Raw genomic sequence first — 22,897 nt, 5'->3', positions numbered from 1 at the left:
CCGGAATCAGGTGGGGTTCAGCTCACTTGCAGGGCGACGTCGTCCACGACGTAGGAGGTCTGGAGCGACTGGTCCTCCACGCCGTTGAACTTCAGGGTGACGGTCTGGCCGGCGAACTGCGAGACGTCGTAGGACTTGAGCGCGTATCCGGTGTTCGCGTCCAGGTTGGACAGCGTCGCCAGGGTCTGGCCGCCGACCGACACGGTGAAGCTGTCGTAGGCGACGTTCTCGGTCTCGTCGGTGTCGATGTGCAGATAGAAGGAGAGCTGGTGCTTGGCGCAGCCCGACGGGATGGTCAGCGACTGCGAGGCGCTGTCCGTGCGTGCGGAGCCCCACCCGTTCAGCCATGCCTTGTAGGTGCCGCCGTGCGGCGGTTGTCCGGCCTGGTTGGTGATGACGCCCGAGGTGGTGGTCCATGGGCTGGTGCCGCTCTCGAATCCGCCGTTGGCGACGAGCTGGCGCGGGGTGCAGGTGCCGCCGCCACCGCCGACGGTGAGCGTGTAGGTGGTGCTGTGGCTGACCGTTCCGGTGCCGGTGACCGTGAGGGTGTAGGTGCCCTGGGGGACGCCGGTGCCGATCTGGACGGAGAGCGTCGAGGAGTTGCCGGACTGTACGGAGGTGGGGCTCAGGCTCGCGGTCACGCCACTCGGCGCGCCGGAGACCGACAGGGCGACGGTCTGCGCGCCGCCGCTCAGGGTGGTGGTGTTCACCGTCGAGGTGACCGTGGAGCCCGGTTGGGCGCTGCCGGAGGCCGGGCTGGTGGAGAGGGAGAAGTCCTGCGACGGGGTGTCGCTGCCGACGGCCTGCTTCCAGACGGCGTAGGCAACGCCGTCGGCGCTGCGGTTCAGGACGGTCGCGTTGATGTTGTTGGTCGTGTCGCAGGAGCTGTGGTAGCAGGGGTCGTAGGCGGCGTTGGCTGTGCCGCCCCACTTGGCCGCCTGCGCCGAGGTCTTGCGGGCGCTCGCTCCGGCCGCGTACCCGGAGGTGGGAATGGAGACGGCCTGGAAGGAAGCGTCGTCGCTGCGGCCCTGGCCCTCGACGTTCTCCTCGGGTGCGAGGTTCAGTGAGGTCCAGTAGGCCTTGAGCGGGGCCGCGGTGCTGGAGTTGACGTTGTTGATGAAGTAGCCGGCGTTGGTGGAGCCGACCATGTCGAAGTTGTAGTAGCCCTTGATGGCGCTGCGCTGGGCGCTGGTGAGCTGGCCGACGTAGAACTCGGAGCCGTTGAGACCCTGTTCCTCGTCCGTCCACCAGGCGAAGCGCACGTGCTTCGTCATGGTGGGGTTCTTCTGCGCGAGGACGAGCGCGTTCTCCAGCAGGGTCGCGGAGCCCGAGGCGTTGTCGTTGATGCCCGGGCCCGCCGATACGCCGTCGAGGTGCGCCCCGAACATGACGGTCTGGTCGGCGGGGCCGCCGGGCCAGTCGGCGATCAGGTTGTTGGACGGGTAGGTGCAGGTCGAGCAGTACTGCTCGGTGACGGTGTATCCGGCGGCCTGCAGCTTGCCCTTCACATAGGCGAGCGACTGGGTGTAACCGGCACTGCCCGCACGGCGGTTGCCGCCGTTCTGCGAGGCGATCGTGCCGAACTGCGTCAGATGGGCCTGGACGTTGGCGACGGCGATGTCCGGCGGGTCGGTGCCGGGCTGGGTTCCGCCGACGTTGAGTGTGTAGTCGACGGTGTGGGAGAGGGCGGCGCCCTGCCCCTTGACGACGATCTGGGAGGCGCCGGGCGCGGCGTTGGAGGTGGCGGAGAGGGTCAGTACGGATGACTGGCCCGACTGGACGGTTGCCGGGTCGAAGGAGGCGGTCACCCCGGACGGCAGACCGGTGGCGGTGAGGGTCACCGACTGCGCCGTGCCGGTGGTGGTGTTGGTGGCGACCGTGGTGGTGACCGAGCCGCCCTGCTGGACGGTGCCGGCCGACGGGTTCAGCGCCAGTGAGAAGTCGTTGTTCTGGCCGGTCGGCGTACAGGTCGGGTCACCGGCCTGGGCGGGCACGCTGATCGCGTCCCAGGCGGCCTTGGTCTTCAGGAAGAGCCCACAGGTGGCGAGGTCGAGCGACTTCGCCGAACTGAGTGTCGCCGTACGGTACTTCTTGTACGACATGCTGCTGGTCTTGAGCAGCATGCCACCGTAGAAGATCTTGCCGGCGTTCTGGATGCCGACGCCCGTCAGAGTGGTCTGGTTGCAGGTGGTGCTGTTCGGCTTCCCGCCGCCCGGGCTGGTGCCCTCGGCCAGCAGGTAGAACCAGTGGTTCAGCGGTCCAGCGGCTGCGTGCACCTCGGTGCCGGGTATCGCGGAGCTGTAGCAGGCCGGGTCGTTGTTGACGGCCGGCGGGTTGTACATGTTCCGGATCGGTCCGCGGCCCTGGAGATTGATCACTTCGCCGACCGTGTAGTCGGGGACGTCGTACGGGGAGGGCTGGTTCATGTACGCCTCGGTCAGCGCGCCGAAGATGTCACCGGTGCCCTCGCCGAGTCCGGACTCCTGACCGCTGGTGCCGCCGGGGGTGTTGGTGTCGATGGCGTGCCCGTACTCGTGCGCCACCACGTCCGCTCCGGCTATCCACTCGTTGGCGCTGTTGCGGCCGATGGTGACCTGGCTGCCGTCCCAGTACGCGTTGAGTTCGGGCAGTCCGACCTTGGCGGGGAAGCTGCGGCCACTGCCGTTGACCCCGTTGCGGCCGAGCCACTGGCCGAGCATGTCCCACTGCTTCTGCGCGGCGAACATGAGGTCCACACAGCCGGTTTCCTTGGATGTGGGGTTCCCCGTGCCCCAGGAGTCCGAGGACTTCGTGAAGACCGTGCCCGTGCTGTAGTCGGCGCAGCTCAGTCCGGCGCGGTTCGGGTCGCGCAGGCTGTAACTGCCGCCCGAGTTCGTGGTGTCGATGGTGAGCGGTCCCGGACCGTTCCACTTGCTGTTCCCGCTGCCCGCCGCGACCTCGTCGTGGGTGTCGACGACCTTGCCGGTCCGGGCGTCCACGAAGACGTGGAGCCTGCTGGGCGCCTTCTCCGTTCGGCCGGAGAGCACGGTCTCCCAGGCCAGGGTCTGTTCGGCGCCGTCGAGTTTCACGACGAGCCGGCTGCTGCGGACCTTGTCGACCTTCGCCAGTTTCGACCGCGAGACGGTTTCGGCCTTCTTCGCCGTCACGGCAGGATCGGTCGCCACGTCGATCCGGGTGGAGGAGGCGGACTGAAGGGCGCGGACGTCACCGTCGCCGTCGGCGAGGACGACCGCGTCGCCGCCGACGACCGGCAGGCCGCGGTAGCTGCGCTCGTACGCCACGGAGTAGAGGCCCTTCACCCAGGGGGTGACGAGGCGTCGTTCGTACTGTTCCTGCGAGGAGTTGACCAGGGAGTCGAGACCGCTGTCGACGGCCCGGTCGGCCGCGGCGACCGCGCGCGAGAGCGGGGTCTTGCGGGCGTCGGCGGTGGTTTCCGGGGAACTGCCGGGCTGGGCGACCGAAGTACCTGTCAGCCCTGCGATCACGGCCAGTGTCAGACCGGCCGTCACCGTTCTTCGTTTCATCGGGGCTCCAAGACGTGGGGGAGGCTGGTTCGTCGCCGCCGAGTATGGGCGTGAGCATGACGAGTGGGGACATCCCGCCGGGCATAAGACGCGAGTTATGGTGCGGCGAAGGCACGCTGCGTACGCTGCTGAAATGCAGCTGGAACTGAGGCATCTGCAAGCCGTCTGCCGGATAGCGGAAGCGGGCAGTCTGGGTCTGGCCGCGCGCCGGCTCGGGGTGTCCCAGCCCGCGCTCTCCGCTCAGCTGCGCCGCATCGAGCGGGTCGCGGGCGGCGAACTGTTCGTCCGCACCAGGCACGGCGTGGAGCCCACGGCGCTGGGCCAGTTCGTGCTGGGCAAGGCGCGCCGGGTGCTCACGGAGATGGACGCGCTGGGCGCGGAGTCACGTGCCTTCGTCACCGGGGCGCCACTGCGGCTCGGCTGCATCCTGCTGGTGCTGGTCGACGGGCTGCTGGAGCAGACGGATCTGGCCATGTCGGGCCAGGAGATCACCGTGGACCTCGAACACTCGGCGACCGCGCTGCTCCGGATGCTCGGCGCGGGGCAGTACGACGCCGTGGTGTACGGGGAGGTCAACGAGCACGAAGTCCCGCTCCCGGACGGGGTCCTGGCCAGGACGCTGATTCCCAAGGAGCCGTTCTGCATACGGATGTCGGCGAAGCATCCGCTGGCCGACCGGGAGTGCATCGATCTCGCGGACCTGGCCGAGGAGTCGTGGATGACCCTCGTCGAGGACGACGACGGCGGTCCCGAGGCGCTCGTCGAGGCGTGCGCGAAGGCCGGGTTCGTCCCGTCGCTGCGCTACCGGATCACCGACCGCAAGATGCACTACGGTCTGATCGCCGCGGGGCGCGCGGTCTCCCTCAGCCAGCCGACGGCGCCGTACGCGTACGGCACTGTCCTGCGTCCGCTCGTCGGCACACCGGTCACCGGCCGGATCCGCCTGGCCTGGAACCGCTCGACGGTCTCCACCGGGCAGGCGGACCTCCTGTACCGCGCGGCGGCCCGTGCCTATCTGGCCAACGTGGACAACAACCCGTTCCACCGCGCCTGGTGGGACGCCCGCCCGGAGCTGCATCCGGCACTGGAATAGGGTGCCTCCGTGTCCATGGCAGGGGCACCCGAGCGAGAGAAGACCATGAACGACGTCACCGGGTTCCAGAGCATCTCCCCGACCACCCTCGCCGACGTTCTCGGACGCGAACAGGTCATGGACATCGGCATCCGGCCGCTCTGGCAGCCGATGCCACGGATCGCGGGCCCGGCCTTCACCGTACGGTGCCCCCCGGGTGGCAACCTGATGCTGCACGCCGCCATCTACCGCGCCGAGCCCGGCTCGGTCGTCGTCGTCGAAGCCGGTGACGTGGACTTCGCGGTGGCCGGAGGAAACGTCTGCGCCGTCGCCAGGCGCCGGGGCATCGCGGCGTTCGTGGTCGACGGAGTGATCCGTGACCTGGCGGAGGTACGCGAGATGGGCTTCCCGGTCTTCGCCAGGGGGGTCATTCCCGTGCCGGGCACCAAGACGGGCGTGGCGCCGCTCAACGGCCTGGTGCGATGCGGCGGTGTGCGGGTGAGCGCGGGCGACATCGTGGTCGCGGACGAGGAGGGCATCGTCGTCACTCCGGCCACCCGCCGGGAGCAGGTGCTCGCCGACGCGCGGGCGAAGCTGGCCAAGGAGGCGGACGAGTCCCTCGACGCCTGGGAGAAGGCGCACCGGGCCCGTATCGACACGATCCTGGGCGAGAGTGGCTTCGAGGGCTGATCAGGACGCTCTCCGCACAAGAACGCCTGGGAAATCGGGCACCAGCGGGTTTATGGTTTGACCAGGGTCATAACGACATACCCGGGAATGCTATGAAACAACGCCGCCACGCGTCCGACAGCACCCAGGAGCTCCTTAACACCCTTGGGCGTCTTGTCGATCAGGCCCTGGAGAACATCCGGCTCCAGCGGGCCCAGGCGGACTTCGGTCTGGCGCTGCAGCGGCACATGCTTCCGTCTGCGCTGCCCGAGTTTCCGGGCCTTCGGCTGGCGACGCGGTACTCGCCCAGTCAGGACGGGCTGGCCATCGGTGGTGACTTCTACGATGCCTTCGCGATGCGGAACGGAGTGGCGGGCATCGCCATAGGTGATGTGCAGGGCCACGGAGTGGAGGCCGCCGCCTTCATGGGTGAGGCCCGTGCCAGCCTGCGGGCCCTCGCCAGTGTCACGGCCGACCCCGGTGAGGTGCTGACCTGCACCAACGACCTGCTGATCGCTCTCGGCTGTGACCTCTTCACCACCTGTTGCCTGGTGAGTTTCGTCCCGGAGAGCGGCGATCTCGGTATCGCGCGGGCCGGACACGTCCCCATGGTGTGGGGCACCGACTCCGGCGCGTCCGGTGTCTCCCTGGACGCCGGCGGGCTACCTCTGGGGATTCTGCCCGACCAGACATACCCGGTGGTGCGTCGCCGGGTGACCGAGCCCGGCTACCTCGTCCTGGTGACCGATGGCGTGGTCGAGGGGCCGTCCTACCCGATCGACGAGGGGCTGGCAGAGGTTGCCAGGCTGGTGGGCTCGGCTGCCGGAGCGGCTCCCGAGGTGCTCGCGTCGAAGGTGATCCAGGTCGCCGATCTCACCGGGCACGACGACGATGCCGCCGTGCTCGTCGCCCGTTACGACGGGCCGCCGGGCACCGCGTAACGGAGGCAGGGCAGGGACCCGCGGGCACCGGCCTCGGCGCGTCCGACCGAGCGGGGCGACCGGGTGTGGTGTCTGATGCTGCTGTGGTGGACAGCGCATGGTTCCGGCAGCACAAGGTCACTGCCCTCACGATTCTGGCGGTCGCCGTGCTCTACTACGCGACCGCCCGCCTCGGGCTGCTTCAGCAACTGGTGCGCGACCAGGTCACGCCCCTGTGGCCGCCGACCGGGATCGCGGTCGCGGCCCTCCTGCTGTTCGGTCTGCGGATCTGGCCCGGGATCGCCGTCGGCGCCCTCGCCGTGAATATCTCCATCGGCCCCACGACCGCGTCCGTCCTCGCGATCGTGGCGGGCAACACTCTTGCCCCCGTCTGCTCGTACCTGCTGCTGCGCCGTTCCGGTTTCCGCAACGATCTCGACCGGCTGCGCGATGCGCTGGCCCTGGTCTTCCTCGGCGCCCTGGGCCCCATGCTGATCAGCGCGACCGTCGGCAGCAGCACCCTGGTCCTGTCGGGGGCGCTCCCGGCCGACGGCTTCTGGCCGGCCTGGTCGGTCTGGTGGACGGGCGACGCCACGGGTGTCCTGCTCGTCACCCCGTTCCTGCTCATGCTCCGGCGGGCCCGGTGGCCGCACGACGTCGGCCGCGCCCAATGGGCCGAGGCGGCGGCGCTGGCGGCGTGCACGCTGACCGTGACCCTCCTGGCGACCGGCAGCAGCAGCTCGTCCCTGCTCTTTTTGGTGTTCCCCTTCCTGATCTGGGCCGCGTTCCGCTTCGAACGTGCCGGGGCCGCGCCGTGCGCCCTGGCCGTGTCCGTGCTCGCGATCCTCGCCGCCGGCCGGGAGACCGGCCCCTTCGCGCATCACGATCTGCTGACCAACATGGTCACCCTCCAGGCGTTCAACGGGGCCCTCTCCCTCACCGCCCTGCTTCTCGCCGCGGTCATCACCGAACGCAACCGCACGCACGAGGAGATCCAGCGGTTGTGCGCCCAGCTCGCGGACACGGTCACGCGGCAGGACAAGGCGCAGTGATCACGACGGCATGCAACCCTCCTGCAACGTCCGGGCGGGTTCACTGGGGCGGCGCAGCTGTCCTCGGCGTCGGCGAAGGGGCCCGCAGGTGAACACGTACGAGACGAACCATCCCCCTGGCGACGCGCCTGCTCCCGTCGTGGAGCTCACTCCCGCGGCCGACGTTCTGCTGCGCAGGCTGCGGGCCGATCACGGTCCGCTGATGTTCCACCAGTCCGGCGGCTGCTGCGACGGCAGTGCGCCCATGTGCTACCCCGCCGGTGAGTTCCGGACGGGGAACTCGGACGTGCTGCTCGCCTCCCTCGACGTCACCGGTGTCGCCGAACCCGTCCAGTTCTGGATGTCGAAGAGCCAGTACGAGGTGTGGGCGCACACCCGGCTGATCGTCGACGTGGTCGAGGGGCGCGGCAGCGGCTTCTCGCTGGAGGCCCCCGAAGGGGTGCGGTTCCTGATCCGCTCGCGGCTCGTCGGCACCTGAGAGCCGACGAGCCGGGCCGGACGGGTCACACCGTGTCGCGTACCGCCACGATGCCGTTGAACACTCCCGCGTACGCCGTGCCGTCGGGGCCGATGGTCAGGGGCGCCCAGTTGTTGTCGTACGCAGGTCCTGTGCCCGTCAGCTTCTTCCAACGGCGTTCGCCGGTACGGAAGTCGACGGCGGTCAGATACCAGGCGTCGATGCCGAGGACGTTGGGCTCCTTCTCGTAGAAGTACAGCAGTCCGTTCGCGGTGGAGAGTTTGGGGACGGTGGAGGGCGAGCGGACGTCGCTCTCCCACACGGTGTCGCAGCCGCTGCCGTCGGCCCGTACGTCGATGCGGGTGACGCCGCCCACGACGCTGCGGCCGAGCAGGAGCGTGCTCGGGTTCTCGTAGCCGTAGTTGTTCTCGACGACGAGGCTGTTGCCCCAGCTGATCAGGGAGTTGTCGGTGGTGGAGCTGCCGGAGCGGAAGACCGGGACCTTGCAGACGAGGCGCCGGTCGTCCGGGGTGGCGGTGGATCGGCGGTAGACGAGGACGTTCATCCGGTCGTCGGCGTTGTCGGTGATCGCGACGTACGCGTGACCCTGGCCGAAGAGGTCGGGTGTGGTCCCCGAGCCCTGGTTCACCGAACCGGGTTTGGTGCCGGTCCCCCGGTCGTACGTCTGCCGCCACTGGACCGTCGGGGTGCCGTCCGCCGCGGCGGTGAAGCTGTACAGGGCGTGGTCGGAGACGATGGAGACGCCGTCCCGGGCCACGGAGAAGGAGTTCTGGATCTCCTCACCCGCGAGCCGGACCGAGCGGATGACCGAAGTCCGCGGGTCGACGGTGCCGACCCTGCCGAGCCGGGTCACCCACCAGATACGCCCGTCCCAGTCGGGCATCACGGAGGTGACCGGATCGCAGATGCCGCTGGGGAAGAGATTGGTCCAGCTCGCGCAGTCGTGCGGGACCTGGCCGGTGAGGTCCCAGTCGTTCTCGACGGTGAAGCGCCAGGCACCGTCCGCGCCCTGTGCGTGCGCGATGCGCAGGATGTGCTGACGGGAGTCGGCGAGGACGACCCGGTCCTGGTTGTCGAGGTAGAAGTAGGCGCCGCCGGAGGTGTCCTTGAAGATCCGCGAGAAGTCGAGGTGGGTGATCGCCTCGACGGTCGACGAGCGCTGCGGAAGCTTGTACTCGGCGAGGGTGTCCAGGGTGCGGGGGTCCAGGAGTTTGAGCAGGAAGCCGGTGAACGTACCGCAGACGGTGATCAGCCGGCCCGCCGAGTCGAAGGTGGCCGTGGCGCATTCGCCGCCGACCGGGGCGATCTTCTCGCTGATGACCTCGGGCGCGCGGCCGAGCGGTCCCGGGAACGGATGGGTGCCGCTGCCCGCCGCGTCCGCGTGCATACCGCTCCGGCCGTTGGCGGCGAGGAAGGGGTGCTGCGGGGGCGCCTGGCCGGGGACGGGCACCGCGGTGGCGGGTGCGCCTTCGTAGCCGCTGACCAGCCGGTGGCCGGGGACCTTCGGGATGTCGTCGGCCGCCGCCGGGGCGACCGGCACCAGGAGGGTGAGGGCGCAGAGGGCGAGTAACAGCGTCGGCGTGCGCGCGTGCACGCGGCGGGAGAGCAGGGCCAGCGGAGACAATGGGACTCCTCGGTTACGTACGGGGGTCGCGCCGTCGCCCGACGTTAGGGCGAGCCCCTTGAGGTGTCCATGGAAGTGCGAGTGGTTTCATGACCGCTTCACACCGCCGCAACGATCAGCGCTGCGGCCTCTGCGGAGGCTTCGGATGCTGCTTGCGGGAGCGGTTGTCCAGCATGGCCCGTCTGATCTCCGCCGCGGTGGCCCGGGCGTGCGCGGTGGTCGCCGTGTGGTCGGCCACCGCGGTGACGAACCGGTGCGTGGGGTGCTGGCACCGCCCGCACGGAGTGTCGGTGGTGACCAGGTAGCCGTCCTCGCAACTCGGGTCGGAGCAGTGGCCGGGCCGCAGCAGCTGCTCCGCGATCGCCTCGACGCTCCAGCGGCGACGGCCGTCCTCGTCCTTCTCGTGCACGGCGTGGGACCAGCGCGTGTTCCACCGGCGTTCCATCCGGTCCACCAGCTGGGCGGGCGTGCGGCGGCCCAGCTCCTGATGGATCAGCTCGTGGATCTCCTGCGGCATGCGGCGGCCGAGAGCCTGCGTGAGCGGCTGCGGAATGGCGCGCAGCACGTATCCGACCGGGTCCGCGCCCGCCCTTTGGTGCCAGGTCCGGCATCCGCATTCGCCCTCGGGCGGCATCGGGGTGTGGCAGCGCCCGCACAGACCGCGGCACTCTCCGCAGAGTCCGTCGTTCAGCCCGTCCAGGTGGGGGGCGGGAGACCTGCCGCATTCGCGGCAGCAGGCGGCGCACAGCCCGCAGAGGCGCTCGTTGCCGAGCTTCGTGGTCCAGGTCCGCTGCTGGCAGCGGCAGCAGAGCCCTGTGTTGCAGTACTCGTGGTGCGCGGCGCCCGACTGCCGTCCGGGGGGTGGGAAGGACATTGCCCCATTGTCCCGTATCGAGCGGGGTCGCAGCGCTGAAAGGGGTGGTTACGGGGAAGCGGGGCAGGTCAGGGGTGCAGGCTGCTCACGACATTCGTCGTGGCGGTGATTCCCTCCTTGATGGTCGGCGCCATGCTCGTGCCCGCGAGGAAGAACCCGAGCAGGGCGCAGACCAGGGCGTGCGAGACCTTCAGCCCTCCGTTGCGCAGGAAGATCACTGCGAGGATCAGCAGGAGCAGCACCAGTGAGATCGAAATGGCCATGGCCAACCTCCTCCGCCGCGCCGGAATTGCGGCATTCGGCGGCCAGTGTGGCGTAGCGGAGGGGCCATCCGGCGCACTGGCGTGTCCGCCGAACGGGTGTTGACTGGGTGTGACCGTTACGAGGCCGCGTGGCCGGTCAGACCGTGGTGCGGCCGTCCCTCGCACGGTCGCGCAGGAACTTCTCGAGTCCGGCCAGGTCATCGGTGTTGAGGTGGTCGACCCCCGCCGCGAGGAGCTCCGTCCACAGGGCGTCGCGGGCCGGGCCCGGTACGTCGGGCGTCGCCCAGAACCGGACGCGCCTGCCCTGCCGGTGCGCGGTGTCGACGAGAGTGCGGAGCCTGTCCCGCTCGGCCGCGGGGAAGGGACCGGCGCCCTGCCAGCTGAAGCTGTGGGTCCAGTTGCTGCTGATGAGCGGGATGAAGGAGGCTGCCGCCGGTCCCGCGAGGTCGTCGAGCCGGCCGTCGTAGAAGGCGTACCTGGTGCGCTGGGCCTCCATGGGCAGGCGGGCGGCGCGGTCCCCGGAGATGACCGGGGTGACCGCACCGGTGTGGACGCGGCCGTTCCTGTAGCGGGTCAGGATCTTGCGGTACGGCTGGAGCTGCCGGTCGAGTTCGGCGTAGGCGGCCGCACCCTCGTTCTTGATGTCGATCAGCAGTTGCAGCGGGGCGCGGTGGCCTGGGTGCACGGCGCCGTGGTTCGCCGTGACGCGCGCCAGCAGCGGGTCGAGATAGAGCGAGGCGAGCGTGCGGGTGGGGTCGAGCTGGGCGGGTTCGTGGGCCACGAGCAGTTCACCGTCGACGAGGAAGATGTCCGCTTCCACGCTGGTGAATCCGTGGTCGAGCGCGTCGTGCAGCGGGCGCGGGTGCAGGTAGTCGTTGTGCGCGTGGGCCTGGGCGAGCGGGCGGGGGCCCGGCCGGCCGGTGGAGGCCGCTGCCGCCTGCGCGGGTATCACCACGCCCACGGCCGCGGTGGCGAGTGCGGTGGTGACGACTCGGCGACGGGTCAGGTATGCCATGGGGTCTCCCTGAAGCGAAGGGGCTGCGTCCGGAGGGGCGGACGCGACCGAGTATGGGGCCGCCACAGCCTCTACAGGCAGGTACCTGCCAAGAGTTGGACGCGTCGTCGCCCACCCGTCGACTTCCTCGCGCCTGTTGTTACCCCGCTTCGCCCCGAATCTCCCGACAGGCCCTGTTTCAGCCGGCCGGACTCACCGCTTCCGCGAGCCCGCGCTGCCGGTCCAACTCGCCCCAGCCCACCGTCCGGTCGCACCAGCGCTCCAGGAGCACCCGGTCGTGGCCCACGGCCAGCAGCGCCGCTCCGGACTCCTTGCGGTACGCCTCCACGACCGCGACCAGGGCCGCCGTGGTCGAGGCGTCGAGCATCGCCGTCATCTCGTCGCAGATCAGCAGCCTTGGGCGGAGCACCAGCGCGCGGGCGAGGCAGGCCCGTTGCAACTGGCCGTCGCTGACCGCGTGCGGGCGGCGCTCCAGCAGTTCTTCGGTGAGTCCGACCTCCCGCGCCAACTCCCTTACCTGCTCGACCACTTCACGTCGGCGGCCGGTGGATCTCAGCGGCTGGGCGATGAGCTCGCGCAGGCTCAGCCTGGGGTCGGCGGAGAGCCGCGGCTGCTGGAAGACGACGCCCACGGCCGTTCGCTGCGCCTGCGGAGCGCGGTGGCGCCAGCCCCGTACCGGAGTGCCGTCCAGGGTGACCGAGCCGGCGTCGGGGCGGTGCAGCAGCGCGGCGACCCGCGCCAGGGTCGACTTTCCGCAGCCGCTGGGGCCGAGCAGCCCGACGGACTCCCCCGGGCCAACGCTCAGAGAGACGTCACGTACGACGGGGTCGCGCCGGTCGTATCCGGCGGTGATACGGCTGAGCTCAAGCATCGGCGGGCTCCTCGGCTCGGCGGATCACGTCGCCGAGTTCGTGGTGGCAGGCCACTGCGCCGTCGAACGACGGCTGCTGTCCGCACAGTTCGTCGGCGCGGGCACAGCGGGCGGCGAAGGCGCACCCTTCGGGCAGGGCGCCGAGCTCCGGCGGCATTCCGGGGATCGGGGTGAACTCCCGTTCCGGGAGGGCGTCCAGCAGTCCTCGCGCGTACGGGTGGCGGGGCCCCGGGCGCCCGAAGAAGCGGTCCGCGTCCGAGAGTTCGACGATGCGGCCCGCGTACATCACGGCGACGCGGTCGGCGATCCGCTCGGCCGCCGCCAGGTCGTGGGTGATGATCAGCAGCGCCCTGCCCCCGTCGGCATGGCGCCGCAGTTCGTCGACGGTCCGCTCGACGAGCTCCCGGTCCAGGCCCGTGGTGGGTTCGTCGGCGAGGAGCAGCGGCGCGTCGCCGATGAGGGCGAGCGCGGTCGCGGCGCGCTGGGCGAGGCCGCCGGAGAGTTCGTACGGGTAGCGGTCGAGGTGGTCGGCGGGGAACGCGGCACGTTCGGCAGCGGCCTGCGCCGCCGGCCGTACCGCGGGTCCCCGTACACCGGTCAGCTCGCGGAGGGTCTCCTCCAGCTGGGCGCGGACCGTCCGTACGGGCGTGAGGTGGGCGGCGGGGCTCTGCGGTACGAGTCCGATCCTGCGCCCCCGCACGGTGCGGGCGAGGGTGCGTTCACCGGCGGTGAGCAGATCGAGGCCGCCTTCGAGCACCGCGGCCCCCGAGGTCTCGGCGTTCGCGGGCAGCAGTCCGAGCAGCGCCGACGCGAGCACGGACTTGCCGCAGCCGCTCTCGCCGACCAGGGCGAGGCACTCCCCCGCCACGAGGTCGAAGGTGGCGTCGGTGACCGCGGCGACGTGCCGGCCGCCGCGCATCCGGAAACGGACGGAGAGCCCCGCGACGGAGAGCACGGGTGGTGTGGCGGATGTCTTCTTCACAGCATCAGCTCCGATCGGCGGCGCGGGTTGATCCGCTCGCGCCAGGCGCCGGCGAGCCCCGCGAGGGCGAGAGTCGGAATGATCAGGAAGAGGCCGGGGAAGAGCGTGGGCCACCAGTCCCCTGCCAGCAGCGAACCGCGCGCCGACTGCACGAGGTTGCCGAGGCTCGCCTGATGGGTGGGCAGGCCGAGGCCCAGGAAGGACAGCGCGGATTCGTGCCACATCGCGTGCGGCACCATGAGCACGGCCGCGAGACCGGCCTGCGGCAGCACTCCGGGCAGCAGGTGGCGCACGATGACCCGGCCGCGTGAGGCGCCGCCGGAGATCGCCGCGTCGATGAACGGCCGCGAGCGCAGTGACAGCACCTCCGAGCGGACGATCCGGGCGGTCGACAGCCAGTGGGTCAGCGCCACGGAGACGATGACGGGCCAGACGCCCGGCCGGAACATCGCCACGATGAAGATGCCGAGCAGCAGGTGCGGGATGGACGAGAACGTGTCGACGAGCCGCATGACGACCCGGTCGGTCCAGCCGCCGAACGCCGCGGCGAGCGCGCCGACCGCCGTGCCGATGACGGTGGCGGTGAGTGCGGCGACGAGTCCGACGAGCAGCGAGACCCGCAGGCCGTACACACAGCGCAGCAGCAGGTCCCGGCCCACGTCGTCCGTGCCGAACGGGTGGGCGAGGGAGGGCGGTCGGAGCTTGGCCGAGAGGTCGACGGCCTGCTGGTCGAGCTGGACCAGCGGGGGTACGAGGAGGACGGCGAGCGCGACGGCCACGAGGATGGCGGCCGAGGTGACCACGCGGGTGCGGCGCGCGGCGCCGCGTGCGGGCCGGAGTGCGAGGTCAGCCATCGAAGCCCACTCTCGGGTCGGCGAGTCCGTACAGCAGGTCGGAGAGAAGGTTCCCGAGGAGTACGGCGGCGGTGGCGAGCACGGTGAGGGCGGCGAGCAGTGAGAAGTCCACGGAGGTGGCGGCCTCCACGGTGGCCGCGGCGATGCCCGGCCAGCTGAAGACCGTCTCGACGAGCAGGGCGCCGGTGATGAGTTCGGGGACGCGGGAGCCGATGAGCGTGAGCATCGGCAGCATTCCGGAGCGCAGGGCGTGGCCCAGCAGTACGGTGCGTTCGCGCAGTCCGCGGGCGCGGGCGCCGCGTACTGGGTCCTCGTCGAGGGCGTCGGTGACTCCCTGGCGTACGTACAGGAAGAACCAGGGCAGTTGGGAGATGCCGAGGACGGCCGCGGGCAGTACCAGGTGTGTGGCGACCTGGCCGAAGGTGACGGTGTCGGTCCCGGCGTCGGTGAGGCCGCCGGCCGGAAGCACGTCCAGCTCGACGGCGAAGAACCAGATGGCGAGCAGTCCGAGCCAGAAGGCGGGGGCCGCCTCCAGGGTGTACGCGGCTGAGCTGACGCAACGGTCGAGCGCGCCGCCGGGGCGGCGGGCCGCCAGTACGCCGAGTGCGGTGCCGAGCAGGATGGCGACGACGAACGCGCAGGTGGCGAGGAGCAGGGACCAGCCGACGCGTTCGCCGATGACGTCGGCGACGGGCATACGCATCACGCTGGAGTCGCCGAGATCGCCCTGGAGGGCGGACGTCAGCCAGTCCCACCAGCGGGTGACCAGTGGCTGGTCGACGCCGAGGTTGGCCCGGAGCTGGTCGAGGTTCTCCTGCGAGGCGGTGAGGCCGGCCGTGCCCGCGTACGCCTTGACGGGGTCGAAGGGGGAGGCGGCGGCGACGGCGAAGACACCGAAGGTGACGGCGATCAGGACGGGCACGGCGGACAGGGCCCGCCGTGCCGTCATCCGTGCCATCGGCCCCCAGGGGAGGCGCCGGCTCACTTGTCCGCGCCCTCGGGGGCCCACTTCTCGACGTTCCACCACGGGCCGGAGGCCAGGCCGTGGTCGTGCGGCTCGACCTGGGTCGTGAGGTCGCCGAAGCGGCTGCCGACGACGTACACATGGTCGATGTGGGTGAGGAAGGTGTAGCCGGGGTCCTTGGCGAGCTCGCGCTGAACGGTGTCGTACGCGGCCTTGCGGGCGGCCGGGTCACCGCTCCTGCGGCCCGCTTCGACGGCCGTGTCGACGGCCTTGTTGTCGTACCAGGCCATGTTATTGAAGCCGTCGCCCGCAAGGGTCGACTTCAGCAGGGTGTACTGGTCGAAGTCGGGGTCGGCGGGTGATCCGCCGCCCGCGAGGACGGCGTCCTGCTTCATCCGGGGCTGGATGACCTCCCACGTGCCGGCCTCGGTGGTGATGTCGATGCCCGCCTTCCTGGCGTCGGATGCGTAGGCGAGCGCGTGTTCCTGGCGGAGCTTGTCGCCGGTGAGGTACCAGAGCGGGAAGGCGGCGCGCACACCGTCCTTGGTGCGGACGCCGTCCTTGCCGGGCTTCCAGCCGGCCTCGTCGAGGATCTTCTTCGCCGCGTCGAGGTCGTGGGCACGCTCGGTGCCCTTGGCGAACCACTCGCTGTCGGTGGGGACGGGGCCGTACGCGGGCTTGCCCGCACCGTTGAGGATGGCGTCGACCATGGCCTCGCGGTCGACGGCGACATCGAGGGCGCGCCGGACCGCGCGGTCACCGGCGACCTTGTTGTGGGTCGGGAGGGTCACGGTGCGGTAGTCGTACGTCTTCGCGGTGTACGTGCTCAGCCCGCTGCCGTCCTTGAAGCCCTCGGCGAGGTTGGGCGGGAGTATGGCGCCGTCGAGGTCGCCGGAGCGAAGCCGTGTGGCGCGCACGTCGTCGTCCTTGATGATCGCCATGGTGAACTTCTTCACCTTCGGCGCACCGCCCCAGTAGCCGGGGTTGGCCCTGAAGCTCAGCTTCTCGCCCTTGGACCACTTGGTGAGGAGATAGGGGCCCGTGCCGATGGGCCGCGTGGTGAAGCTGCCACTGTTGACGTCCTGCTTGCCCGCGACGTGTTCGGGGGCGATGGGCAGGACGGTGCGCTGGGCGAAGGGCGCGTACGGGTACTTGAGCGTGAAGACGACGGTGTCGTCGCCGACGGCCTTGACGTCCTCGACGGCGTCCAGCTCGGTGCGCGAGGGGTTGTTCGTCTTCTCGTCCAGGATGGTCCGGTAGGTGAAGACGACGTCCTTGGCACCGAACGGCTTGCCGTCGCTGAACTTCACGCCCTGGCGGAGCTTGTACGTGTACGTGAGCCCGTCGTCGGCCACGTCGGGCAGCGCGGTGGCGAGCGTGGGCTTCAGCTCCATGTTCCCGTCGAGGGCGAGCAGCCCGTCGAATATCTTGGAGTTGCCGTCCTTGCCGTAACCGAGCAGAGGGCTGAGGCTGTCGGGCTCGTACGCGATCCCCACGACCGCGGAGTCCGCGGAGCCGGACCCCTTGTCCGAACTGCCCGGATTCGAGCAAGCTGCGGCGGTGATCGAGAGCGCGGTCGCCAGCGCGAGCGCGACCCCTCCCCGTACCGATCGGGCCCTCATACGCTGCACACCCCTATTGAAGATCAACCGTTATTGCGAAAGCTTCGCAATTAAACCGCACGGTCGGGGGGTCGCGGTACCCGGCCTCGGCGGACATGGCGGGGGGGGGGCACGCGTGCGCGTACCCCCGCCCGTAATTCCTTTGTGCGGTCGGCCCGTTCGGTTACGGCGCCGGCAGATCGACCAGTTCCGCGATGACCTCACGATGCCGGCCGGCCGTCCCGTACGCGATCGAGTCGGCCTTGGCCCGCTTCAGATACAGATGCGCGGGGTGCTCCCACGTCATGCCGATCCCGCCGTGCAGTTGCACGCACTCCTCGGCCGCGTGGACCGCGACTCCCGAGCAGTAGGCCTGGGCCACGGCGACCGCGAGCGGTGCGTCGTGGCTGTTGTCGGCCAGCGCGCCCGCCGCGTTGCGGGCCGCGGCCCGGGCGGAGACGACCTCCAGCCAGAGCTGCGCCATCCGGTGCTTGAGCGACTGGAAGGAGCCCACCGGCCGGTTGAACTGGTGGCGTTCACGGGTGTACCGGACGGTCTCGGCCAGACACCACTCGGCGATTCCGAGCTGTTCGGAGGCGAGCAGCCCGGCGCCCACGAGCAGTCCGCGCCGCACCGCGGGGACCGCGTCGGCGGCGTTTGCGACACGGACACCGACCGCGCCGTTCAGGTGGACGGTGGCGAGCGGCCGGGTCAGGTCAAGGGCGACGAGGGGTTCGACGGTGACCCCTTCCGCGGCCGTCTCGACCGCGTACAGACCATCGGTGGTGGGGACGAGCAGCACATCGGCGGTGGCCGCGTCGGCGACACCCGTGACGGTCCCCTCCAGCCTGCCGGTCACCGCGCTCGCCGGCTGCGCCTCGTCGGCGGCCGGTGCGGAGAACGGCACGGCGAGGGCCGCAGTCCTGCGCCCGGCGGCCAGTTCACCGAGCAGTTCGATGACGGCGCCGTCGTGCACGGTCAGCGCGAGCAGCGTCTCGGTCGCGACGACGGAACTCGTCAGATACGGCGTGGGGGCGACGCTGCGGCCGAGCTCCTCCAGGACCACGGCGGCCTCACGGTGCGAGGCACCCTGACCGCCGAGCTTCTCCGGTACGAGGAGTCCGGCGGCTCCGATGTCGGCGGCGAGCGCCTTCCAGAGCCGGGGGTCGTACGGCGTGTCGGACTCGACGCGGGCGATGACGCCCGGCGCGTCGGCACGGTCGGCGAGCAGCGCGCGCACGGCGGCGCGCAGGTCCTCCTCGTCCTCGGAGTAGAGGAGGACGGGCATCGGAGCCGGTTCGTTCTGCCCCGACTGTGCGGTCTGTGCGGTCATCGGGAGAGGTCCTTCCAGGCGACGTCCTTGTCGTTGCGCGGTTCCGCGGGCAGTCCGAGCACGCGCTCGGCGACGATGTTCAGCAGTACCTCGCTCGTACCGCCCTCGATCGAGTTGCCCTTGGAGCGCAGATACCGGTAGCCGGCGTCGCGTCCGGTGAAGTCGACCAGTTCGGGGCGGCGCATGGTCCAGTCGCCGTACAACAGGCCCTCCTGGCCGAGGAGTTCGACTTCGAGGCCGCTGATCTCCTGGTTGAGGCGGGCGAAGGCCAGCTTCATGGCCGACCCCTCGGGTCCTGGCTGTCCGGCGACGAGCTGCTGGCGCAGCCGTTCGCCGCTGAGCCTGGCGACCTCGGCCTCCACCCAGAGGGTGAGGAGGCGCTGATGGAGGTCGTGGGTGCGCAGTTCGGGGCGTTCGCGCCACGTCCCCGTGACGGTGCCGATCATGCCGCCCTCGCGCGGGATACGGGCTCCGCCGATCGAGACGCGCTCGTTCATGAGGGTGGTCTGGGCGACCTTCCAGCCGTCGCCGACCGGGCCGAGCCGCCTGCTGTCCGGGATGCGTACGCCGGTCAGGAAGACCTCGTTGAACTCGGCCTCGCCGGTGATCTGCCGCAGCGGCCGTACCTCGACGCCGGGGTCGGTCATGTCGCAGATGAAGTAGCTGATGCCCCGGTGCTTGGGCAGGTCCGGGTCGGTGCGGGCGATCAGGATGGCCCAGCGGGCCACATGGGCGCTGGACGTCCAGACCTTCTGGCCGTCCACGACCCATTCGTCGCCATCTCTGACCGCGCGCGTGCCCAGTGCCGCAAGGTCGGAGCCGGCGCCCGGCTCGCTGAAGAGCTGGCACCAGACCTCCTCGCCGACCCACAGGGGACGCAGGAAGCGCTGTTTCTGCTCGTCGCTCCCGTAGCCGAGGATGGTCGGGGCCGCCATGCCCAGGCCGATGCCGATGCGGCGCGGATCGTTGTCGGGGGCCCCGGCCGCGGCGAGTTCGGTGTCCACGACCTGCTGGAGGGAGCGGGGCGCGTCGAGTCCGCCGAGGCCGGCCGGGTAGTGCACCCAGGCGAGCCCGGCGTCGAAGCGGGCCTTCAGGAAGTCGGTGCGGTCCGTGGTCGCCGGGGGGTGGGCGGCGAGCAACTCGTTGGTGCGGCGGCGGACTTCGGCCGCGTCGACGGGGGCGGTCACCGGGCACCTCCCGCCGGGAGGACGACGATGCGGCCGGTGCTCGTGCCGTCGGCGACACGCTGGACGGCACTCGCCGCGCCGGCCATGGCGACACGCTCGCTGATCAGCGGTTTGACGACACCCTGCGCGGCGAGCTTGGTGAGTTCGTCGTGGCAGGCGCGTACGGCCGCGGGGTCCTTGGTGTTGTACAGGCCCCAGTGGAGGCCGACGATCGAGTAGTTCTTCACCAGGGCGTGGTTCAGCCCCGGGGCGGGGATGGTGCCGCTCGCGAAGCCCACGACGACGACACGCCCCTCGAAGGCGATGCACTTCACGGACTTGGCGTAGGCGTCGCCTCCGACCGGGTCGTAGACGACATCGGCGCCGCGTCCGCCGGTGACTTCCTTGACGACCGCGACGATGTCCTCGGTGCGCCGGTCGATGACCACGTCGCAGCCCAGCTCGCGGGCGATGCGGGCCTTCTCCGGGCCGCCGACGACTCCGATGACCGTGGCGCCGGCGGCCTTGCCGAGCTGGACGGCCGCGCTGCCGACCCCGCCCGCCGCCGCGTGCACGAGCAGCGTCTCGCCCGCCTGGAGGTGGGCGCGCCGGTGAAGTCCGAACCAGCCCGTCTGGTAGCCGATGTGCAGCGCCGCGGCTTCGGCGTCGTCCAGCGTGTCGGGGGCGGGCAACAGGGCCGCCTCGGCCGCGACGACGTACTCGGCGAAGCCGCCGTCGGGCAGGGCGGGGGTGGCGAGCACCCTGCGCCCGTCCTCGGTCTCACCGCAGATCTCCACGCCCGGCGTGAACGGCAGCGGGGGCCGTACCTGGTACTGCCCCCGGCAGAGCAGCGCGTCGGGGAAGTTGATGTTCGCCGCGCGCACCCTGAGCAGCACCTGCCCGTCCCCGGGGGTGGGGCGGTCCGTCTCTTCGAGCTCCATCACCTCGCTCGGCTCGCCGTTCCGGTGCACTCGCCATGCCTGCATGAGGGGCCTCCACAACACTGTCGGCATTACCACTGCTCCGGCGCATACTAAGCGGTCGCTTGCTGATCTGGGAACACCTCCGGCGGCTCGGTGACAGCCCCTTCACGCTCGTTTCGGCCGGGCCTTGACATGCATGCGCTCTCCCTGCGGCCCGAACAGGCTCAGATACTCCACCGGCTGCTCCCCCACCGGCCCGAACCAGTGCGGCAGCCGGGTATCGAACTCGGCCGCCTCCCCCGGACCGATGACCAGGTCGTGCTCGGCCAGCAGGAGCCGCAGCTGCCCGGAGAGCACGTACAGCCACTCGTAGCCCTCGTGCGTGCGCTGCTCGACAACCTCCGCACTGCCGGCCCGGTGCACCACCTTGTACGCCTGGAGCCCGCCCGGCCTGGCGGTCAGCGGCAGCACGGTCTTCCCGCCGTGGACGATCGCCTTGGCCCTGACCCGGGGATCACCCACGGGTGGCGCCCCGACGAGATCGTCGAGCGGCACCTCGTGGGCACGGGCGATCGGGAGCAGCAGCTCCAGACTGGGGCGGCGGCCACCGGACTCCAGCCGGGAGAGCGTGGACACGGAGATTCCCGTGGCCTCGGAGAGAGCGGCGAGCGTGACGTCGCGCTCCTTGCGCAGTCGGCGCAGCCGGGGTCCTACGCCGGTGAGCACGGCGTCCAGGTCCGGGTCGTCCCGGTGCTGTTCGTTCATACCGACCATTGCAGGATCAGCAAACGGCTTTGTCAATCAGGTACGAACCCGCGCCTTACTCAGCGGGCGAGGACCTCGAACGTGACTGCGGGACGACCCCCGAACCGACTCGCGGCAGCCTGGGACATTCCGGTCAGGAATGTGCGGCAGTACGTCTCGGGGTCTTCGTCGGTCAGGACTTCGATGTACGTGCGGTGGGCGAGCAGCGACTCCACGGACCGTTCGAAACCCTCGCTCGCGTCCACCGCGTGGGTGGGCCTGTCGGTGCCCGCGACGGCGACCCAGCGCACCCCGTCCCACGGTTCCAGCCCCTGTTCGGTGAGCTCCGGGAAGATCCACCGGTTCCCCGCGTCGCCCGCCGCGTCCAGGGTGGCCCGGCCGACCGCGCGATGGTCGGGTGTGTTCCAGGCGACGCCGCCCCAGGTGTCACGGTGGTTGAGCGTGATGAGCAGTTCGGGACGGTGACGCCGGATGGCCGCGGCGATGTCGCGGCGCAGCCGCGTGCCGTACTCGATCACCCCGTCCTGGTGGTCCAGGAACTCCACCGTGCCGACACCGACGACGGCGGCGCTCGCACGCTGCTCGGCCTCCCGGAGCGGCGCGCACTCCTGCGGGGCGAGCGTGTCGATGCCCGCTTCGCCGCGGCTGGCGAGGAGATAGACGACGTCGCGTCCGCCGTCGGTCCAGCTCGCGACGGCCGCCGAACAGCCGTACTCCAGGTCGTCGGGGTGGGCCACGACGGCCAGCGCGCGCTGCCAGTCCGTGGGCATGGGTTCCAACTGCTGCGTCATGTGCGCAGGCTATCCGCGCGGAACCCGGATCGCTGTCAGGCCAGGGATCTGTCAGACCAGGGAGCCGTCAGGCCAGGGAGAGGAAGAGCTTCTCGAGCCGGGCGCGCATCCGCTCGCGGTCGGCGGGCTCGGCGGCACCGTCGGCCAGGCAGTTCTGCAGCCCCGTCGCGATGATCGCGAAACCGGCACGGTCGAGGGCCCGCGAGACGGCCGCCATCTGCGTGATCACGTCCTCGCAGTCGCGCCCCTCTTCGATCATCCTGATGACCGCGTTGAGCTGACCCTGGGCGCGGCGCAGACGATTGAGGACCGATCTCAGCTCGTCGGCCGCCATGTCGAGTTCCACACACCCTCCTCCGAATACCCCAGAGGGTATTCTAGCCTGTCCGGGGCAGGAGAGAACGAGTCTCCCGTCCGGCCAGGTGACCGAAAGGAATCTCAGATCGTGACCAGCCCCGCTTCCCTCTCCCCCGCGCAGGCCGCAGCCCGTCTGGAGGAGTTCACCGTCATCGATGTGAGGGCTCCCGGCGAGTACGCGTCCGGCCACGTGCCCGGTGCGCTGAACATCCCGCTCGACCGTCTCCACGAGGCCGTGCCCGCTCTCAAGGCCGCCGCCGCCCGGGGTGCCCTGCTCGTGGTGTGCGCGTCCGGCGTCCGCTCCACGCGGGCCTGCGAGATCCTTTCGGCCGCCGACATCGACTCCGCCGCACTGACCGGCGGCACGTCCGCCTGGGAAGGCGACGGCCGCGGTCTGGAGCGTCCCGAGGGTTCCCGTACGACCTGGCCCATGGAGCGTCAGGTGCGGCTCGCCGCCGGTTCGCTGGTGGTGGCGGGGCTGCTGGCCGGTACCCGCTTCCCGGCGGCCCGCTGGCTGTCGGCGGGCATCGGTTCCGGGCTCGTCTACTCCGCGGTGTCCAACACCTGCGGCATGGCGGCGGCCCTGTCGAAGCTCCCGTACAACCGGGCGCCGCGCTCGGCGACGGACCTCGGCGCCACCCTGGACGCACTCCAGAAGTGAGGCGCGCGGGCGGCCTGCGCCCGTATGTAATCCGAGGGGGCCCGCCGCATGTCATGTGCGGGGGGCCCCCCCCGGGGACCCCGAGGGGTGTGTGGGGTGTAAAAAAAAGAAACAGCCGCCCCCAAAGAAGGGGGTGAT

22 protein-coding genes are annotated in these 22,897 nt (G+C 70.6%); 6 read left to right on the top strand and 16 right to left on the bottom strand.

All coding sequences use genetic code 11. From position 1 onward, the window contains the following. Window positions 1-17: 17 nt before the first annotated feature. On the bottom strand, window positions 18-3,524 hold the full coding sequence (locus ACWGO0_RS14635; RefSeq protein WP_453533416.1) for a M28 family peptidase: 3,507 nt from the start codon (window positions 3,522-3,524) through the stop codon (window positions 18-20). A gap of 133 nt (window positions 3,525-3,657) precedes the next feature. Between ACWGO0_RS14635 and ACWGO0_RS14630 the strand changes: the two genes are divergently transcribed. From ACWGO0_RS14630 to ACWGO0_RS14610, 5 genes are all read left to right on the top strand, one after another. Then, on the top strand, window positions 3,658-4,617 hold the full coding sequence (locus ACWGO0_RS14630; RefSeq protein ID WP_453533413.1) for a LysR family transcriptional regulator: 960 nt from the start codon (window positions 3,658-3,660) through the stop codon (window positions 4,615-4,617). A 45-nt stretch (window positions 4,618-4,662) separates the two neighbouring features. Continuing rightward, a complete protein-coding gene (locus tag ACWGO0_RS14625; protein WP_453533737.1) occupies window positions 4,663-5,286 on the top strand; it encodes an RraA family protein in 624 nt (207 codons plus the stop codon). A 92-nt stretch (window positions 5,287-5,378) separates the two neighbouring features. Beyond that, a complete protein-coding gene (locus ACWGO0_RS14620) occupies window positions 5,379-6,206 on the top strand; it encodes a PP2C family protein-serine/threonine phosphatase (RefSeq protein ID WP_453533411.1) in 828 nt (275 codons plus the stop codon). An 83-nt stretch (window positions 6,207-6,289) separates the two neighbouring features. Next, the gene (locus ACWGO0_RS14615; protein WP_453533408.1) at window positions 6,290-7,237 is read left to right on the top strand and encodes an MASE1 domain-containing protein; all 948 of its coding nucleotides are present in this window, start codon (window positions 6,290-6,292) and stop codon (window positions 7,235-7,237) included. Window positions 7,238-7,325: 88 nt separating this feature from the next. Further along, window positions 7,326-7,715: a DUF779 domain-containing protein gene (locus tag ACWGO0_RS14610; protein ID WP_453533405.1), complete on the top strand. Its 390-nt coding sequence runs from the start codon at window positions 7,326-7,328 to the stop codon at window positions 7,713-7,715. Window positions 7,716-7,740: 25 nt separating this feature from the next. On the opposite strand, the gene ACWGO0_RS14605 is transcribed toward ACWGO0_RS14610, so the two are convergent. The 15 genes from ACWGO0_RS14605 to ACWGO0_RS14535 form a co-directional block, all read right to left on the bottom strand. Next, the gene (locus ACWGO0_RS14605; RefSeq protein ID WP_453533734.1) at window positions 7,741-9,330 is read right to left on the bottom strand and encodes a hypothetical protein; all 1,590 of its coding nucleotides are present in this window, start codon (window positions 9,328-9,330) and stop codon (window positions 7,741-7,743) included. Window positions 9,331-9,454: 124 nt separating this feature from the next. Beyond that, the gene (locus ACWGO0_RS14600) at window positions 9,455-10,213 is read right to left on the bottom strand and encodes a hypothetical protein (protein ID WP_453533402.1); all 759 of its coding nucleotides are present in this window, start codon (window positions 10,211-10,213) and stop codon (window positions 9,455-9,457) included. Window positions 10,214-10,281: 68 nt separating this feature from the next. Beyond that, window positions 10,282-10,476, bottom strand: a complete 195-nt coding sequence (locus ACWGO0_RS14595) for a hypothetical protein (protein ID WP_453533399.1) — start codon at window positions 10,474-10,476, stop codon at window positions 10,282-10,284. Window positions 10,477-10,612: 136 nt separating this feature from the next. Further along, window positions 10,613-11,491 carry a phosphatidylinositol-specific phospholipase C/glycerophosphodiester phosphodiesterase family protein gene (locus ACWGO0_RS14590; protein ID WP_453533396.1) on the bottom strand — a complete coding sequence of 293 codons (879 nt, stop codon included), beginning with the start codon at window positions 11,489-11,491 and terminating at the stop codon, window positions 10,613-10,615. A gap of 178 nt (window positions 11,492-11,669) precedes the next feature. Next, window positions 11,670-12,362: an ABC transporter ATP-binding protein gene (locus ACWGO0_RS14585; protein WP_453533393.1), complete on the bottom strand. Its 693-nt coding sequence runs from the start codon at window positions 12,360-12,362 to the stop codon at window positions 11,670-11,672. Continuing rightward, window positions 12,355-13,281 (bottom strand): oligopeptide/dipeptide ABC transporter ATP-binding protein, encoded by a 927-nt coding sequence (locus ACWGO0_RS14580; protein WP_453533732.1) that lies wholly within the window; start codon window positions 13,279-13,281, stop codon window positions 12,355-12,357. The genes ACWGO0_RS14585 and ACWGO0_RS14580 overlap by 8 nt, the downstream gene beginning before the upstream one ends. A 59-nt stretch (window positions 13,282-13,340) precedes the next feature. Further along, window positions 13,341-14,198 carry an ABC transporter permease gene (locus ACWGO0_RS14575; RefSeq protein WP_453533390.1) on the bottom strand — a complete coding sequence of 286 codons (858 nt, stop codon included), beginning with the start codon at window positions 14,196-14,198 and terminating at the stop codon, window positions 13,341-13,343. Next, window positions 14,191-15,156, bottom strand: coding sequence for an ABC transporter permease (locus tag ACWGO0_RS14570; RefSeq protein ID WP_453533387.1), 966 nt, complete (start codon window positions 15,154-15,156; stop codon window positions 14,191-14,193). The genes ACWGO0_RS14575 and ACWGO0_RS14570 overlap by 8 nt, the downstream gene beginning before the upstream one ends. A gap of 23 nt (window positions 15,157-15,179) precedes the next feature. Next, entirely contained in the window at window positions 15,180-16,784 is a 1,605-nt protein-coding gene (locus ACWGO0_RS14565; protein WP_453533384.1) for an ABC transporter substrate-binding protein, read from the bottom strand. 163 nt (window positions 16,785-16,947) lie between these two features. Then, the gene (locus ACWGO0_RS14560) at window positions 16,948-18,096 is read right to left on the bottom strand and encodes an acyl-CoA dehydrogenase family protein (protein WP_453533381.1); all 1,149 of its coding nucleotides are present in this window, start codon (window positions 18,094-18,096) and stop codon (window positions 16,948-16,950) included. After that, window positions 18,093-19,283 carry an acyl-CoA dehydrogenase family protein gene (locus tag ACWGO0_RS14555; protein WP_453533378.1) on the bottom strand — a complete coding sequence of 397 codons (1,191 nt, stop codon included), beginning with the start codon at window positions 19,281-19,283 and terminating at the stop codon, window positions 18,093-18,095. The genes ACWGO0_RS14560 and ACWGO0_RS14555 overlap by 4 nt, the downstream gene beginning before the upstream one ends. After that, a complete protein-coding gene (locus ACWGO0_RS14550; protein WP_453533375.1) occupies window positions 19,280-20,248 on the bottom strand; it encodes an NADPH:quinone oxidoreductase family protein in 969 nt (322 codons plus the stop codon). The genes ACWGO0_RS14555 and ACWGO0_RS14550 overlap by 4 nt, the downstream gene beginning before the upstream one ends. 102 nt (window positions 20,249-20,350) lie before the next feature. Next, window positions 20,351-20,950: a helix-turn-helix domain-containing protein gene (locus ACWGO0_RS14545; protein ID WP_453533372.1), complete on the bottom strand. Its 600-nt coding sequence runs from the start codon at window positions 20,948-20,950 to the stop codon at window positions 20,351-20,353. 59 nt (window positions 20,951-21,009) lie between these two features. After that, complete coding sequence (locus tag ACWGO0_RS14540; protein ID WP_453533369.1) at window positions 21,010-21,741, bottom strand: PIG-L deacetylase family protein; 732 nt, start codon at window positions 21,739-21,741, stop codon at window positions 21,010-21,012. A 67-nt stretch (window positions 21,742-21,808) separates the two neighbouring features. After that, window positions 21,809-22,087 carry a metal-sensitive transcriptional regulator gene (locus ACWGO0_RS14535; RefSeq protein ID WP_453533366.1) on the bottom strand — a complete coding sequence of 93 codons (279 nt, stop codon included), beginning with the start codon at window positions 22,085-22,087 and terminating at the stop codon, window positions 21,809-21,811. A gap of 99 nt (window positions 22,088-22,186) precedes the next feature. Here ACWGO0_RS14535 and ACWGO0_RS14530 point away from each other — a divergent pair, with 99 nt between their 5' ends. Next, entirely contained in the window at window positions 22,187-22,759 is a 573-nt protein-coding gene (locus ACWGO0_RS14530) for a rhodanese-like domain-containing protein (RefSeq protein ID WP_453533363.1), read from the top strand. Window positions 22,760-22,897 lie beyond the last annotated feature (138 nt).

Source organism: Streptomyces sp. NPDC055749 (assembly GCF_053617235.1).
This window is presented reverse-complemented; position numbering and strand designations above follow the sequence as displayed.

Excerpts from the sequence above, each read along its gene's own strand:
- ACWGO0_RS14540 (WP_453533369.1), bottom strand. The coding sequence starts at position 21,741 with ATGACGCAGCAGTTGGAACCCATGCCCACGGACTGGCAGCGCGCGCTG.
- ACWGO0_RS14590 (WP_453533396.1), bottom strand. The coding sequence starts at position 11,491 with ATGGCATACCTGACCCGTCGCCGAGTCGTCACCACCGCACTCGCCACC.
- ACWGO0_RS14620 (WP_453533411.1), top strand. The coding sequence starts at position 5,379 with ATGAAACAACGCCGCCACGCGTCCGACAGCACCCAGGAGCTCCTTAAC.
- ACWGO0_RS14630 (WP_453533413.1), top strand. The coding sequence starts at position 3,658 with ATGCAGCTGGAACTGAGGCATCTGCAAGCCGTCTGCCGGATAGCGGAA.
- ACWGO0_RS14545 (WP_453533372.1), bottom strand. The coding sequence starts at position 20,950 with ATGAACGAACAGCACCGGGACGACCCGGACCTGGACGCCGTGCTCACC.
- ACWGO0_RS14595 (WP_453533399.1), bottom strand. The coding sequence starts at position 10,476 with ATGGCCATTTCGATCTCACTGGTGCTGCTCCTGCTGATCCTCGCAGTG.
- ACWGO0_RS14625 (WP_453533737.1), top strand. The coding sequence starts at position 4,663 with ATGAACGACGTCACCGGGTTCCAGAGCATCTCCCCGACCACCCTCGCC.
- ACWGO0_RS14570 (WP_453533387.1), bottom strand. The coding sequence starts at position 15,156 with ATGGCACGGATGACGGCACGGCGGGCCCTGTCCGCCGTGCCCGTCCTG.
- ACWGO0_RS14635 (WP_453533416.1), bottom strand. The coding sequence starts at position 3,524 with ATGAAACGAAGAACGGTGACGGCCGGTCTGACACTGGCCGTGATCGCA.
- ACWGO0_RS14550 (WP_453533375.1), bottom strand. The coding sequence starts at position 20,248 with ATGCAGGCATGGCGAGTGCACCGGAACGGCGAGCCGAGCGAGGTGATG.
- ACWGO0_RS14565 (WP_453533384.1), bottom strand. The coding sequence starts at position 16,784 with ATGAGGGCCCGATCGGTACGGGGAGGGGTCGCGCTCGCGCTGGCGACC.
- ACWGO0_RS14575 (WP_453533390.1), bottom strand. The coding sequence starts at position 14,198 with ATGGCTGACCTCGCACTCCGGCCCGCACGCGGCGCCGCGCGCCGCACC.
- ACWGO0_RS14560 (WP_453533381.1), bottom strand. The coding sequence starts at position 18,096 with ATGACCGCACAGACCGCACAGTCGGGGCAGAACGAACCGGCTCCGATG.
- ACWGO0_RS14580 (WP_453533732.1), bottom strand. The coding sequence starts at position 13,281 with ATGCGCGGCGGCCGGCACGTCGCCGCGGTCACCGACGCCACCTTCGAC.
- ACWGO0_RS14585 (WP_453533393.1), bottom strand. The coding sequence starts at position 12,362 with ATGCTTGAGCTCAGCCGTATCACCGCCGGATACGACCGGCGCGACCCC.
- ACWGO0_RS14600 (WP_453533402.1), bottom strand. The coding sequence starts at position 10,213 with ATGTCCTTCCCACCCCCCGGACGGCAGTCGGGCGCCGCGCACCACGAG.